We start from the raw sequence: 15377 nt of genomic DNA on the forward strand, positions 1-15377 counted from the left end.
TATGCCCAACACCCGAAAAGACTTACCGTTGTAGCATTAAAATGAAACCTCATTACTGGCTGCTGCCGTCCTCTGCTACTATAGCTAAAGTCTTATTCATAAAAGAACATTTACATTTTATCAAGTTGTTTCTGTATATCCTCATTTCGTAAATGTCCCGGATGTGCTTGGACTAATTCTCCATTTTGATTAATAAAAACAGATGTTGGATATCCAATGACTCCAACTTGTTTAAAGAAGTCTGGAGTTTCCGCCATGAGTACTGGTAAATTTTTATACTCTAATCCTGAAAACCATTCTTTAAAATCTTCCGCTTTTTTCTCACGATTCACTCCAGGAGCTACTACACTTAAAATGACTGTATCATCTGAATGATTTGCTGCTAAAGAATCCACTTCTGGCAATCCTGCTAAACAAGTTGGACACCAAGATGCCCAAACTTTGATGTATACTTTTTTTCCTTTATAATCTGATAAATTCACCGTTTTTCCGTCAAAAGTTTTAAACGAAGCTTCCACCACTTTTTTAGAAGCATTATTTTCTTTTTTATCTTTTGAAGCTACTTCAGTAGAAGGTTTCGTTGCATTTGTTTGTTGATTCCCCATTGGTTGACAAGCTCCTAATAATAAACTAGCTCCAATAAATACATATTTCAATTTCATTTCTCATTCTCCTATCCTTGTAAAAATAATACTTGTAATTGTTGGATAATAATCCAAACACCCATTGCAATAATAATAGCTCCTCCAATTTTCTTTAATAAGAATAATTGTTTCTTTGCAAGATTGAAGGCTTTCATTGCAGCAGTTGAAGCAATCGATAATGCTAAAAATGGAATTGATAATCCTAAAATATAAATTCCTAATAAAAACATCCCGTAAAAAACACTTGCTTGCTGAGTTGCTACTAATGTTAACACTGAACTTAATACAGGCCCTACACATGGTGTCCATCCAAAACTAAAACTCAATCCCAATAAATAACTACTCCACAATGAATGTTCTTTTTTTGTTTCAAATTGCACTGTTTTTTGCTTTTGTAAAGTCGTTAATTGAAATACCTCCATTTGATGTAAGCCTAATAAAACAATAATAGTACCTAATACTAAATGGAAATACGGATTATACAATAATTGACCTAATAAACTAGCAGCAAATCCTAATGCAAAGAAAATGGTAGAGATTCCTGCTACAAATAAAAGTGTTCGAATAACAGGTAATATCGCTATTTCAAACTTTCCAATTTTGATACTGCGATTTCCTCTTTCACTCATTAATACTCCAAAATAAACTGGAAATAGTGGTAGCACACATGGCGAGAAAAAAGATAATAATCCCGCAAAAAAAATGCTTCCCCATAATAAAATATCCATAAATACACCTCTTCTTAATGATAGATAAATCCATTATAACCGTTTACATTCAAAGAAAACATAAATATGCTTACACAAAAAAATGAAGTAGAATCTCTACTTCATCTTTCCATTTATTTTAAACTTCATAAACTTTTTTTCCGTTAATATAAGTCGCTACGACAGTTGTTTTCAAAATTCCTTCTGGACTTTCGTCTAAGAAATTTTTCGATAAAATAACAAAGTCTGCAAAATTTCCTACTTCTAATGTTCCAATATCTAATCGACTAAGTGATTTTGCTGCTCCATTTGTATGAGCCATCAGAGCTTCTTGGGCACTAATTCTTTGCTCAGGCATCAATGCTGGTTCTGGAAGCCCTTCTACTGTTTGACGAGCCACAGCAAAGTACATCGTTTCAAATGGAGTTACATTTAGTACTACAGGAGTATCTGTTCCAAATGCTAAAGTCGCTCCATGAGTAATAAAGGAGTGGAATGGAAACATTTGTTTTGCACGAGTTTCTCCAACTTCTTCATCCAATGTTTCATACCCCACTAATAAGTGACTTGGTTGAACTGAAACAATGAGAGAATTTTGAGCAGTAAGTGGCAAGTCCTTTGGATCCATTACTTCTAAATGCTCAATTGTATTAAATTTATAAGGCTCATCAAATGGATATTTTTCTTGTGCTTGTTTAAAATTCAATAATGTTAATTCAACTGCTCTATCTCCAACCGTATGAATACGCATTGGCCAACCTTCTTGATTGGCTAATAAAGTCAATCGTTCCATTTTTTCTTCCGTTAAAAGTGGTCCTCCCACATCTCCTTCAAAAAATGGCATTGGATATGGTTCCTTTAAGTAAGCTGTATGTGAACTTGTCACTCCGTCATAAAACTGTTTCACGCCACCCATTTGCAACATTGGAGATTGGTACGTTTGATAGAGACGACGGTTTTCTTCAACTTCTTCACGCATCGCTGGGAAAAAGCTTACTCGAACCGTTGCATCATTTTCTACACTAGCATAAAGTTTTGGATAAACAATATCATCAGGGCTTTCTCCTGTTAACGCAACATCACCAACTGCTGTGATTCCCATCTCATTCAAATGTTTCATATAGTCTAATAACGCTACTTTAGACTCAGCATCATAAATTGCCAGCACTTTGGATAAATAATAAATCGCAATTGCTTCTAAAAATACTCCTGTTAGCTCGCCATCTTTTTTAACAGCTTCTCCGCCAATTTCAGAAGGAATGTTTTCACTGGTTAATCCTAATGCTTCTAATGCTTTTGTATTCAGCCAGATTGTGTGTGCATCTCCAGCAATCAAGCAAATTGGAACTTCATTGGAAGCTTTGTCTAAATCTTCTTTCGTTGGTAAAACTTGTTGTCCAAAATCACTCGCATACCAACCAATCCCAATTTTCCAGCCATTATAAACAGGAATTTCTTTTGCTTGAGCAACGACTTCTTCAATTGAAGTCGCTCCGACTGCTTTCATCTTTCCTAAATGAATCAAACTGGATAAATATAAATGCACATGAGCATCAATAAATCCAGGAGTAACCATTTGATCTCCTGTATCAATAATTTCTCCATCTACTTCTTCATGATAAGGAAGAATAGCTGCAATCTTCCCATCTTTTATTTCTAATATTCCTTCAATCGTTTCTTTTGAATCTCCAATAAAGAGATGTTTACTTTTAACAAAATAATGCATATTATAACTCCATTTTAAAATTTAAAAAGGCATCATTGTAGTTAGAAATCCATTCTGTTCCAAGATATTCATAATGCTCTAAACTTTCAATGACTTCTTGTGATGGATAAAAAGTTTCATCTGAAATCACTTCTTCATCTAACAACTCTTTTGCAGCTTCATTTGGTGTAGCATAGCCTACAAATGCTGCATTTCTAGCTGCATTTTCAGGACGAAGCATAAAGTTAATAAAAGCATACGCTCCTTCAATATTTTCCGCATTATAGGATAAAGCAAAGTTATCCGTCCAAACAGCACTTCCATCTTGTGGTAAAATATATTGAACATCTGGATTCGCTTCTGCAACAGCAGCTGCGTCTCCTGAATAACCAATTCCAATTGGTGCTTCTTCTAATTTCATCATTGTTTTAATTTCTTCATTTAATACAGCACGTACATTTGGATTTAATGCTTTAATTTTCAATTCTGCTTCTTTTAATTGCGCTACATCTTTTGAATTGAGTGAGTAACCTAATGACTGTAATGCTAATCCCATTGTTTCACGATTTCCATCTAGTAATAAAATTTTATTACGGAATTCACTCTTCCATAAATCATTCCAAGTTGTAATACTTTCTGGATCGATATATTTTGTATTCACCATAATCCCAACAGTCCCCCAGAAATAAGGAACTGTATATTGATTTCCAGGATCCACTGGACTATTTAATAAAAATGGCGAGATATTTTCTAAACCTTTAATTTTAGAATGATCCAATGGCTGTAATAAGTTTTGATTTACTAATTTCGTAATACTCGATTCACTTGGAAATACGATATCATATCGAGTACCACCTTGTTTTAATTTTGCTTCCATCGCATCATTTGAATCGAATGTTTCATAAACGACTTGAATATTTGTTTCTGCTTCAAATTCTTTAATTAAATCTGGATCGATATAATTTCCCCAGTTAAATAAATAGAGCTGCTGTTTTTCACTAGAAGCAGATTCATCTGCAGAAATTTCTTGTGATTGAATATATTTTTTTACTCCTAATAGTAAAAGTACAACGACCAAAATAGATAAAATTAAAGATACTAATTTTTTCATGAAAAACCTCATTTCTCTCTTGTTAGTTTGCAATAAGTTGATAGTAATAAAATATCGCTTTCACGTCAACTAGTACGTTCTGAAATGGAGAAATTTTTATACTAAAAAAAAGAAATTGAACGAATAAACGCCCAATCTCTTTCCAGTCAAAATCTTACTTAAATACGATTATACCCATTCTCCATTAGCATTTACTTTATATCCATCTGGAGTTGTCGTATTTACTAACAATTCTCCTGAATCATTCACATAATACCATTTGCCATCAACTTCAAACCACTGAGAAGCTTTCATTGCACCTGATGATTCTAAATAGTACCATTTATCTTGATCCAATAACCATCCAGTTTCCATAGCTCCTGAACCATTTAAGAAGTACCATTCACTTTTATCTTTAATCCACCATTTTTGCATAGAACCATTTTGATCAAAGTAATACCAAGTTCCATCTTGATTGAACCAACCTTTTACTTTTTCGTCTCCTCTATACATAACCCAATGATTATTTTCTTGAACCCAACCACCAACTGTAAGTCTTGTATCAGCTGTTACTTCTTTTAAGCTAGAAATATCAACAAAGTTTCCAGTTAATGGAGTTTTATTTTCAATCGCTTTTTCCATTTTTGCTTCAGTGGCCTTCATAATCTTGAAGACTGTTTCAGCTACTTTCATTGATTTTGCAGTATAACTATCCGCCGTTGCTCGAACATAATCATTTGACTGATTACGATATTGGTTGATTAGTTTTGTTTGATAATTGAATAAAACTTCCTCTAATTCTTCCCAATTTGATTTAATCGTTTTGCCAAATAAATCTTTATGTTCCGTTACCATCTTATCAATATGATCTGCAACCCAATACCATGAATCAGGGCTATATTTACTTCCTCTTACTTGGTAAGCTTTAAAAGTATCTTTAATATGTCCAAAGTATGGAACGTATGGAGTGTTACGTGAGCGACTTAAGCCAAACCACATAATTCCTCCTAATTCACTTGGTAAATCATTACGAATTTGATACACATGGGGATCAATAACATTTTCATTACCTGGTGCATATTTATATTTTGCTTGTTCAGCCTCTGGTAAAGCCTTGATATTATCTTTTGGAGTATAGTCATTATAAAAATCATATCCCGGAACTTCATCATCTGGAATAAATCCTTCAGATAATGTTTCAAAACGATTTCTTTGAATTTTAATTGCATCTGCTACTGTATAATCTCTACGTGGAGTGTCTTGTAAAAATTCATAATATTCATCTTGATAAGTTACTGATGATTGAGGATTTAATAATTTAATGCCGGCATATTGTCTTGAACGATTACGCTCATCTAGTTTAGGAGCATAACTTGCTGCTAAATGGAATTTTCCATTTACTTCTTTATAAGATCCTGCTTTTTTAGCTGTTTCAACAATACCTTTTGAAGCAATAACATTGTTCGTATCTGATAAATTCAATGCGCCAAGGAAATAAGTATTTGGCATAATAGAGAATTTATCGTCTGGATATTTATAAGCAACATATTGATGTCCAGAATAAATTTCCATATACCATAACTCATTTTTATCCGCAATCATAATATTATTTCCTTCAGCAGAGCCTTTTTCATCAATGACTTTTGCTAAAAGTTCTACCCCTTCACGTGCAGTTTTAACACGTGGTAAAATTAATGTTGTCGTAGCTGCTTCTGCAATTCCATCTTTAACAAGTGGATCTACTGCTAGAACATCTTCTCTTGGAGTTGTTGTTAATGTGGCTGTTAAAGAAACCCCATATTCATTGAATCCATGTTCATCAAAAATTCCTTCATCTGTATCTCTAGAATCATCTGCTACAGAAGTATATTTAAATTCATGACGTAAATGAGGATAAGTGAATCCTGTAGACACATCTTCTAACATTTCTCCTTCTGCATAATCTTTTGCAGGATTTACAATGAAATTCTTATTATGTGTATGTTGTCCTGGTGTAATTCCATCGCCTTGCTTATATGGATAATCTTCAGTACGACCATATAAAATGGAACCGTCTTTTGTTAATCCCTTTCCAATAATAAAACCTGAACATGCTTCTACAGATTGTAATGATAATACTGTACCAATAATAACGCTTGACAATAATAGTTTTGTAATTTTTTTATCCATCCCTATCTCTCCTTTTGTAAGCTTATTCATTTATATTAATCACACAAACTTCACACACTCTTCTAGTCACTTCCCTCTCGTGTATTTTGTCGCCTATATTATACGCTAAAATGATTGCGCTTTCAATTATTCTTCCTAATTTCTAATGAAATTATTAATCTACACAAAAAACATCCGTTTAAGTAGAGCACAACTTAAACGGATGTTTCATCAAGAACTAGTTTAAATAGAAAAATGTCACAACTAAATATACTAACCCTTAAAATCTCCTTGTTTTGTTTCAATAATTTTCATTGCCGAACGAATGACATGAAATTCATCTATTAATTTTGCAATTAACTCATAATTACGCTCAGTTAATCTACCTGATAATATTTTATGAGAAAATTGATGAAAATTATCTAGATGTTCTTCAATACTCATAAGCATCTCCTTAGCATCTTTATGACGATACTTTTTAGCAATATGTGCTACTTCTTCAGAAAATAATGCCAAATTATTTTCATGAATAGTAATATTTTTTCCTTCTGGTACTAAATCATTCGCTTCATAGCAAGTTAAAAATTTTTGTTCAATTGTATTACAAACAAAAACAACTCCTATTTGCGAAACATATTTCTTCTCTTCTGGACGCTGTTCTTCATTCTTATTATACTCTACTAAACTTCCAAGTTGTCTACCTACCCATTTTGGAAGCTGTTCACTGCTGACTTCAAACCGCTCCAGTGCTCTTTGAGCGAAATGATCCGTCCATGTATAATTTGGTCCAAATGAAAGTCCCATAACATTACTCCTTTATATAAGTTTGTAAAGTAAAAATTCTATCCAATTTTAAAATTCCCATCAATCCTAAATATACCTTCTATTTTTGACAAACCTCATCCATCCCACCTTTCCTAATAATTATTTAAGAAAGAATAGAAAATAAAATTGTGAAATAATTCTCATGAAGATTTTATCAATCCTTTTACAGAGTTTCAACAGAAATTGCTTCTTACAAACAAAAAACTCCCACTTGCCAGGTAAACAAGTGAGAGATAGGATGGCTTTATTAAATGATCTGAAAACTCAAACCATTACATTTCGTCTGGAGATTCTACTCCTAAAATTGCAAGACCTTGTTTTAAGATAACAGCTGTTGCTTCCACTAATGCTAAACGAGCATTTAGTCCTTCATCTTCTTGTAAGATGCGGCTGTTTGCATAATATTTATTGAAGGCTTGCGCTAGAGAAATTACATATTTAGAAATCACAGAAGGTTCAAATTTACTTTCTGCATATTTCACAATATTTGGATAATTTTCAATTTGTTTTAATACTTCCCATGCATAGTCATCTTCTAATGATAATGGTTGAGATAAATCAACTGAAACTCCTGCTTTTCTTAAAATACTCATTGCACGAGCACGAGTATATTGAACATAAGGTCCAGTTTCTCCTTCAAATTGAACAACTTCTTCCAAGTTGAAGTCAAAGTTGTTTGTACGATCGTTTTTCAAATCGTGGAAGATTACCGCACCTACCCCAACTTGTTTTGCAACTTGTTCTTTGTTTGGTAAGTTTGGATTTTTAGCTTCAATTTGTTTTAAGGCTAATTCTTCAGCTTCACGTAAAACTTCTTCTAATAAGACAATTTTACCTTTACGTGTTGATAATTTTTTACCACCTAATGTAATTAAACCAAAGCCAACATGAATCATGTTTTCTTGCCAATCACGACCCATTTCATTTAAAACAGCTTTTAATTGTCTAAAGTGGTTTGCTTGTTCATTCCCTACAACATAAATGTTTTTAGCGAAATCATAAGTTGCTTTACGGTAATGTGCAGCAGCTAAGTCACGTGTAATATATAATGTAGCACCATCTGATTTTTTAATTAATGCAGGTGGTAAGTCATATTTATCTAAGTGAACAACTGTTGCACCACGGTCAATTGTTGTAATTCCATTATTTTCTAAGTATTCAACAATTGGATCCATTTTATCATTATAAAAAGCTTCACCATTATAAGAATCAAATGTAATTCCTAATACATCGTAAATTCGGTTAAATTCTTTTAATGATTCAGATTTGAACCAATTCCATAGTTCTTCTGCTTCTGCATCGCCATCTTCTAATTTCTTGAACCATGCACGACCTTCATCTTCTAAAGAGCTATCGCGTTCTGCTTCATCATGGAATTTTACATATAAACGTAATAATTCTGCGATTGGATCTTGTTCAACGGCTTCTTTTGTTCCCCATTTTTTATAAGCAACGATTAATTTACCGAATTGTGTTCCCCAGTCTCCTAAGTGGTTCACTTTAATTGGGTTATAACCAACTTTTTTCTCTAAGTTAACGATGGCATTCCCAATAACTGTTGAACGTAAGTGACCCATTGACATTGGTTTTGCAATATTAGGGCTTGACATATCAACTATAACATTACGTCCTTGTCCAAAATCAAAGTTACCATATTCTTCTCTTTGTTCTAAAACAGTGTGTAATGTTTCATCTGCAAATTTACCTTTTGAAAGGAAGAAGTTTGCGTAAGGTCCCATTGCTACTGCTTGGCTAATATGTTCATCAGCAACTGCTTCAACAATCTCTTGTGCAATTGCTTGAGGTGCTTTACGTAATACTTTAGCAAGTGAGAATGCTGGGAAAGCTAAGTCCCCTTGTTCTGCATATTTTGGAACCTCAATCATTTTATAAATTTCTTCAAACGATAAATGTTCACTAATTGTTTTATGAATTTGTTCTGCAACTATTTTTTTGTAATCCATCTTGACACTCCTTCTTTTGGTATAAATTATAAATAAAAAAGCCCCTAATCAAGCAACCTTGACTAGAGACGAGATAACCCGTGGTACCACTCTTATTGTTTAAAATCTTAAACCACTTTAAACTTTTTTAACGGTAAGCGACCGGATTACTCTACTACATTCGAATAATCATTTCCAAAGTGCGGTTCATTTACTTCATCATGACTGGCTTCCACCACCCCAGCTCGCTAAAACAGATATCCGTAAACTACTCTCTTCTTCATAAATGTTTATTATTTATACGACGATTATAACAAGCGATAGAATATTTGTCTAGTAATTTTATAATAAACTTTATAAGGCAAAAAACACAAAAAGACTTTGAATAGTAGTATGAGTAATATAATCTGCAAAGTCAGATTATATTACTGGAAATTTCGAGACCGAGGCTCGAAATTTAGCCATGAGACTTGCTTCGCAAGGCTGCTGGTGTCCTAATACTACTATCACGCAAAGTCTAATTCGAAATCATTAGTTGCGGAAAATCTTAGCCTCCAAGAACAGGTCATTATACAAACCTAGCAACTCAGAACCTAGATTCTCATACACTTCCATATGCTCCATCTGCTCATCCTTAGGATAAAAAGTTTCATCACTCGTCACCTCTTCTGGTAACAACTCTAAAGCATCCTTATTAGGAGTTGAGTACCCAACATATTCCGCATTTTTAGCAGCCACATCCGGTCTCAATAAAAACGAAATAAAACGGTACGCACCATCATAGTTTTTAGCAGTTTTAGGAATAACAATATTATCAAACCATAAGTTCGTTCCCTCTTCTGGCAAAACATATACTAAATCTTCATTTTTCTCCAACATCTTCGCAGCTTCTCCAGAGAATGACACACCAATGGAAGCTTCCTCTTGCGCCATATACGTCTTCATCTCATCTGCAATAATCGCTTTAGCATTTGGCATTAATGTTTTCAAAAATTTACCCGCTTCTTTTACAACTTCAGGATCCTTTTCATTCAAAGAATATCCTTGAGTTTGAAGCGCAATTCCCATCATTTCTCTAGCACCATCGATAAATAAAATCGAATCTTTATAGTCCTCTTTCCATAAATCAGACCATTTCGTAATTTCACCTTCAGCAATATTTTTTTTATTATAAATAATTCCTAAAGTTCCCCAGAAATAAGGAATACTATAATGATTATTTGGATCAAAACTCTTATTCAAAAATTTCTCATCTAAATGCTCGATACCTTCAATTTTAGAATAATCAAGTGGTACTAATAAATCTTCTTTTAACATTTTATGAATTGCATATTCACTTGGAATTGCCACATCATAATTCGTTCCACCCTGTTTAATTTTTGTATACATTGCTTCATTGGAATCAAATGTTTCATAAATAACTTTATAACCAGTCTCTTCTTCAAACTGAGTAATTAAACTCGGGTCAATATAGTCTCCCCAGTTGTATACAATAATAGTATCAGGATTTCCTGCGATAGCAGTTTCAAAATTTTTTCTAAAAAGTAATAACCCTAAACTTGCGACTAAAATTGCCCCAACAAACATCATTAATCGCTTCACAGTACTACCCCCTTCGCTAAATCAGTTTCAGCATTTTTCTGATTTAATCGTTTTGTTTGGTATTGTTGAATGAAATAATATCCAATCACTAAAATTAATGAGAATAAGAACATTAATGTACTTAAAGCATTAATTTGCAAACTAATTCCTTGACGAGCTCTTGAATAAATTTCAACCGCAATTGTAGAGAATCCATTTCCTGTTACAAAGAAAGTTACCGCAAAATCATCTAAAGAATACGTAAACGCCATAAAGAATCCACTTAAAATACCAGGTGTAATCGATGGTAAAATAATACGTGTTAACACTTGAGAACTTGTTGCACCTAAGTCACGTGCAGCAGTAATCATTGAACGATTCATTTCTGTTAATTTTGGTAAAACCATTAATACAACAATTGGAATATTAAACGCAATATGCGAAAGTAGTACGGACCAAAATCCTAATTTAAATCCAATAAATGTAAATAAAATTAATAAACTTGCCCCGATAATAACGTCTGGTGAAACTAATAAAATATTATTCATTCCAAGAACAAATTGTTTTCTTCTATTTGAACGAATAAAGTCAATCATTATTGCACCAAGTGTACCAATAATTGTTGCACATAGAGCTGATAACAAAGCTAAAACTAAAGTATCAATTACAATACCAATTAATCTTGTATCGCCAAGAACAGCTTGATAATGTTCTAAAGTAAAGGATTGGAAATCATTCATTCCTCCACCACTATTAAATGAGTAATAAATCAAATAGAAAATTGGAGCATACAGTACTGCAAATACAAATACTAAATAGGCATTTGATAACCAATGATTTTTCTCTAATTTCATTATGCTTCTCCTCCTTTTCTACGATCACGTGTTACAAACATTAAAATAATCATCGCCACAATTAAGATAACCCCAATTGTTGAACCCATTCCCCAGTTTTGTGTTACTAAGAAATGTTGCTCAACGGCAGTCCCTAATGTAATTACACGATTTCCTCCAATTAAACGAGTTAACATGAATAGAGAAAGTGAAGGAATAAATACTGCTTGAACTCCACTTCTTACACCACTCATCGTTAATGGAATGACGACATTTTTTAATGTTTGCCAAGGAGTCGCACCAAGGTCACGGCTTGCCGCAATTAATGAACTTGGTAATTCTTGTACCGCATTGTAAATTGGTAAAATCATAAATGGTAATTCAATATAAGCAGCTACTGTTAAGAAACTAAAATCTGTAAATAAAAACTCTTTTGGCGCTATTCCAAATAATGATAAGAACTGATTCACTGTACCTGTTTGGCTAAAAATACCAATAAATGCATAAGCTTTTAATAATAAATTCACCCATGTTGGCAAAATAATTAATAATAACCATAAATTTTTATGTTTAGTTTTACTTAAAAAGTAAGCTGTTGGATAACTCACGACTAAAGTCACTAATGTTACTAAAAAGGCATACCACACTGAGTTAAATGTCATTTCTAAATAATTACCAGAAGAAAAATAATTCGTATAGTTTCCAATTGTTAATTGATTATTAATATCAAAAAATGATTTATAGAAAATCATTGCCAAAGGCGCTATTACAAATAATGACAACCATAAAAGATATGGAATGGAAAAGAACATGCGAAAATTTTTACTCATTGCTGTCGTCCTCCACTTCCTCATAGCTTTCTAGACGTGCATCAAATTCTTCTTCACTTTCTCCAAAACGCATTACGTGAATATCTTGTGGTTCGAAGTATAAACCAACTTTTGATCCAACTTCTGCTTTTTTCGTTGAGTGAATCATCCACTCATTTTTATTTTCGTCATAACAAATAATTTCATAGTGAACTCCACGGAATAATTGTGTATCCACTTCAACGGTTAATTTCCCTTTATCTACAGTTGTTAGAGATAAATCCTCCGGACGGATTACGATTTCTACTTTCTCATTTGGACGCATACCAGCATCGGCACATTCAAATTCTTTCCCAACAAATTCTACTAAGTAGTCTTCCTTCATCACACCTGCAACAATATTACTTTCCCCGATAAAGTCCGCAACGAAACGGTTGATTGGTTCATCATAAATATCTACTGGAGTACCTGATTGAATAATTTCTCCACCATTTAATACGAAGATTTCATCACTCATCGCAAGAGCTTCTTCTTGATCATGCGTTACGAAAATAAATGTAATTCCTAAACGTTGTTGTAATTCGCGTAATTCATACTGCATGTCCGTTCTTAATTTTAAGTCTAATGCTGATAATGGTTCATCTAATAATAGAACTTCTGGTTCATTCACTAATGCACGAGCAATCGCTACACGCTGTTGTTGTCCACCAGACATTTGAACAATCTCACGTTTTTCATATCCTGATAATTGAACTAATTTTAATGCTTCAGATACTTTTTGTTTAATCACATCTTCAGGTAATTTTTTCAAACGTAAACCGAAGGCGATATTTTCAAACACATTCATATGTGGGAATAATGCATAGTCTTGGAAAACAGTATTTACTTTACGTTTATTCGGTGGTAAATCTGTAACATCTTCTCCATTTAAAGTAACAGAACCAGTTGTTGCATCCGTAAAACCGGCAATAATACGAAGAATAGTAGTTTTACCACAGCCTGAAGGGCCTAATAATGTATAAAATTTTCCTTTTTCAATTTCAAAGTTAATATTTTTTAAAACTTGAGTATCATCATAAGATTTTGTAACATTTTCAAATGTAATAATTGCATTGTTGGACATGTTTTGTACCAATCCTTCCTTTTTATAAATAAGAATTTGTTGCGACAATTAACACCTTACTTGTTTCATTGCCAGCATTTTTAATTTGGTGTTTAGCAGAAGCTTCAAAATAAAAAGATTCTCCTTTAGAGACAACTTCTATTTGTTTTCCTACTTTTACTTGTACTTTACCTTCTAGAACATATCCAAAAGTTTCGGATAATGATGGTTGGAACACTTTGTATTCCCCTTGAGGTTTAAATTCTAATATTACAGGTTCCATTTCATGTTCATTCGAATCTGGATTTAACCAAGTCACTATTGTTTTATGTTTTGGATCCTCCATTACGGTCATATCTTCAGGCCCATAAACGGTTAAAGCTTCTTCCGGTCCATCTTCAAAGAAATCCTTTGGTGCACATCCTAATACTTCTAAAATATCAAAAAATGTGTCCATCGCAGGTGAACTTAGATCGTTTTCTAATTGGGAAATATATCCTTTAGACAAATCCGTCCTCTCGGCTAATTCTTCTTGGGTAAGTCCTTTTTGAACACGCAGAGCTTTCAAATGACTCCCTATTTCCATCTTATCCCTCCATTCTTTAAACTTAAAGTTTAATAACACTATGATTCATTATACTCTAAGTTTAGTAATAGTCAACAAATAAGTTTCAAAAAATAAAAAAAGAACCCTATACAATGTATAGAATTCAGACGAATAGATATAAAAATTAGGATTCAAAGTAGCATTAAAGGCATGAAACCAAAGGTTTACTGCCGTCGATTGCTACTATAAAAGAAGTCAGTTTATAAACGTACCCTCATTACTTCCGTTCAGAAAGAAATGACTTTTTCATAGTAGAATTATTAATATAATCCAAGTTTGGCTTATATTAAAGGGAAATTCGAGACCAAGGCTCGAATTTTAGCCATGAAACCGCAGGTTTGCTGGCGTCCTATTCTACTATTAAAAAGTCAATTTCTTGAATTTATCTATTTTAAAAGAGCCTTCGCCATTGCTAAGCATCCAATTGTTGCTGCATTATTTCCTAATGCTGGAGTTTGTAAATATTCATCCACAGAAGGATATCCAACATAACCATTCATTAATTTCTCGAATTCTTGTTTTACTTTCTTTAATAAATGAGACTGTTGCATAACCCCACCACCTAAAACAATCACTTCAGGGGCTAAAATTAATGTTGTATTATAAATACATTGAGCAGCATAGTAAGCTTCAATATCCCAAATTGGATCAGTTGGTTCTAATTCAAATGCAGGACGTCCAGCTTTTTCTTGTAAAGCTGGTCCAGCTGCTAAACCTTCTAAACAGTCAGAGTGGAAAGGACAAACACATTTTGCATTATCTTCTGGATGACGTTTTACAATCATATGACCCATTTCAGGGAAATTCATTCCACCAACAAATTCACCACGTTGGATAGCACCACCACCAACACCGGTTCCAAATGTATAATACACTAAACTTTCTAAATCTTTTCCATGGCCAAAATAGTATTCTCCATAAGCTGCTGCGTTTACATCAGTTGTCCAATTAATTGGTACATTTAAATGACGTTTCAATTCACCAATAAAATCAAAATTTTGCCATGCTAATTTTGGAGTAGAAGTAATATATCCAAATGTTGCAGATTTTTTATTACTATCAATTGGACCAAACGCGCCCACACCAACTGCTTCTAATTCTTGTTCATACTTTTTAAAAAACTCAAAAACTTTCGGTAAAGTTTCCTCTGGAGTTGTCGTTGGAATTGAGATTCTTTCTAAAACTTCCATATCATGATTTCCAATCGCACAAACAAACTTTGTACCACCAGCTTCGATACTACCTAATACCATATAAAATTCCTCCAAATTATTAATAATTATATTATATACAAAAAAAGACAAGTAAGCTAGCACTTACTTGCCAATAAATCGGGAATACAGGATTCGAACCTACGACCCCTTGGTCCCAAACCAAGTGCTC

Annotated in this window: 12 protein-coding genes, 1 pseudogene and 1 other annotated feature; all 13 genes and pseudogenes read right to left on the reverse strand. The window is 33.2% G+C overall.

Annotated elements, in window-relative coordinates; translation table 11 throughout:
* Window positions 1-110: 110 nt before the first annotated feature.
* On the reverse strand, window positions 111-662 hold the full coding sequence (locus RWR88_RS04265) for a TlpA disulfide reductase family protein (RefSeq protein WP_314450801.1): 552 nt from the start codon (window positions 660-662) through the stop codon (window positions 111-113).
* A gap of 11 nt (window positions 663-673) precedes the next feature.
* On the reverse strand, window positions 674-1372 hold the full coding sequence (locus RWR88_RS04270) for a cytochrome c biogenesis CcdA family protein (RefSeq protein ID WP_314450802.1): 699 nt from the start codon (window positions 1370-1372) through the stop codon (window positions 674-676).
* Between the two features lie 118 nt (window positions 1373-1490).
* The gene (locus RWR88_RS04275) at window positions 1491-3077 is read right to left on the reverse strand and encodes an amidohydrolase (RefSeq protein ID WP_314450803.1); all 1587 of its coding nucleotides are present in this window, start codon (window positions 3075-3077) and stop codon (window positions 1491-1493) included.
* A gap of 1 nt (window position 3078) precedes the next feature.
* Complete coding sequence (locus RWR88_RS04280; protein WP_314450804.1) at window positions 3079-4167, reverse strand: spermidine/putrescine ABC transporter substrate-binding protein; 1089 nt, start codon at window positions 4165-4167, stop codon at window positions 3079-3081.
* 168 nt (window positions 4168-4335) lie between these two features.
* Window positions 4336-6228 (reverse strand): annotated as a pseudogene (locus tag RWR88_RS04285) (C69 family dipeptidase); the annotation flags it as partial.
* Window positions 6229-6567: 339 nt separating this feature from the next.
* Window positions 6568-7098, reverse strand: a complete 531-nt coding sequence (locus RWR88_RS04290) for a hypothetical protein (protein ID WP_314450805.1) — start codon at window positions 7096-7098, stop codon at window positions 6568-6570.
* A 293-nt stretch (window positions 7099-7391) separates the two neighbouring features.
* The gene (gene argS / locus RWR88_RS04295) at window positions 7392-9083 is read right to left on the reverse strand and encodes an arginine--tRNA ligase (protein WP_314450806.1); all 1692 of its coding nucleotides are present in this window, start codon (window positions 9081-9083) and stop codon (window positions 7392-7394) included.
* A 61-nt stretch (window positions 9084-9144) separates the two neighbouring features.
* Window positions 9145-9355: a binding site (T-box leader), on the reverse strand.
* 238 nt (window positions 9356-9593) lie between these two features.
* Window positions 9594-10664 (reverse strand): ABC transporter substrate-binding protein, encoded by a 1071-nt coding sequence (locus RWR88_RS04300; protein ID WP_314450807.1) that lies wholly within the window; start codon window positions 10662-10664, stop codon window positions 9594-9596.
* Window positions 10661-11497 carry an ABC transporter permease gene (locus RWR88_RS04305; protein ID WP_314450808.1) on the reverse strand — a complete coding sequence of 279 codons (837 nt, stop codon included), beginning with the start codon at window positions 11495-11497 and terminating at the stop codon, window positions 10661-10663. The genes RWR88_RS04300 and RWR88_RS04305 overlap by 4 nt, the downstream gene beginning before the upstream one ends.
* On the reverse strand, window positions 11497-12306 hold the full coding sequence (locus tag RWR88_RS04310) for an ABC transporter permease (RefSeq protein WP_314450809.1): 810 nt from the start codon (window positions 12304-12306) through the stop codon (window positions 11497-11499). Before RWR88_RS04310 ends, RWR88_RS04305 begins: the two co-directional genes overlap by 1 nt.
* Window positions 12299-13408, reverse strand: coding sequence for an ABC transporter ATP-binding protein (locus tag RWR88_RS04315; RefSeq protein ID WP_314450810.1), 1110 nt, complete (start codon window positions 13406-13408; stop codon window positions 12299-12301). The genes RWR88_RS04310 and RWR88_RS04315 overlap by 8 nt, the downstream gene beginning before the upstream one ends.
* A gap of 22 nt (window positions 13409-13430) precedes the next feature.
* Window positions 13431-13973: an XRE family transcriptional regulator gene (locus tag RWR88_RS04320; protein WP_314349946.1), complete on the reverse strand. Its 543-nt coding sequence runs from the start codon at window positions 13971-13973 to the stop codon at window positions 13431-13433.
* A 407-nt stretch (window positions 13974-14380) separates the two neighbouring features.
* Window positions 14381-15247 carry an ROK family protein gene (locus RWR88_RS04325; RefSeq protein WP_314450811.1) on the reverse strand — a complete coding sequence of 289 codons (867 nt, stop codon included), beginning with the start codon at window positions 15245-15247 and terminating at the stop codon, window positions 14381-14383.
* Window positions 15248-15377 lie beyond the last annotated feature (130 nt).

This window comes from uncultured Granulicatella sp. (assembly GCF_963528195.1).
Lineage (GTDB): Bacteria > Bacillota > Bacilli > Lactobacillales > Aerococcaceae > Granulicatella.

Coding starts and splice junctions, on each gene's coding strand:
- RWR88_RS04265 (WP_314450801.1), bottom strand. CDS start 662: ATGAAATTGAAATATGTATTTATTGGAGCTAGTTTATTATTAGGAGCT.
- RWR88_RS04325 (WP_314450811.1), bottom strand. CDS start 15,247: ATGGTATTAGGTAGTATCGAAGCTGGTGGTACAAAGTTTGTTTGTGCG.
- RWR88_RS04310 (WP_314450809.1), bottom strand. CDS start 12,306: ATGAGTAAAAATTTTCGCATGTTCTTTTCCATTCCATATCTTTTATGG.
- RWR88_RS04315 (WP_314450810.1), bottom strand. CDS start 13,408: ATGTCCAACAATGCAATTATTACATTTGAAAATGTTACAAAATCTTAT.
- argS (WP_314450806.1), bottom strand. CDS start 9,083: ATGGATTACAAAAAAATAGTTGCAGAACAAATTCATAAAACAATTAGT.
- RWR88_RS04290 (WP_314450805.1), bottom strand. CDS start 7,098: ATGGGACTTTCATTTGGACCAAATTATACATGGACGGATCATTTCGCT.
- RWR88_RS04275 (WP_314450803.1), bottom strand. CDS start 3,077: ATGCATTATTTTGTTAAAAGTAAACATCTCTTTATTGGAGATTCAAAA.
- RWR88_RS04305 (WP_314450808.1), bottom strand. CDS start 11,497: ATGAAATTAGAGAAAAATCATTGGTTATCAAATGCCTATTTAGTATTT.
- RWR88_RS04320 (WP_314349946.1), bottom strand. CDS start 13,973: ATGGAAATAGGGAGTCATTTGAAAGCTCTGCGTGTTCAAAAAGGACTT.
- RWR88_RS04270 (WP_314450802.1), bottom strand. CDS start 1,372: ATGGATATTTTATTATGGGGAAGCATTTTTTTTGCGGGATTATTATCT.
- RWR88_RS04280 (WP_314450804.1), bottom strand. CDS start 4,167: ATGAAAAAATTAGTATCTTTAATTTTATCTATTTTGGTCGTTGTACTT.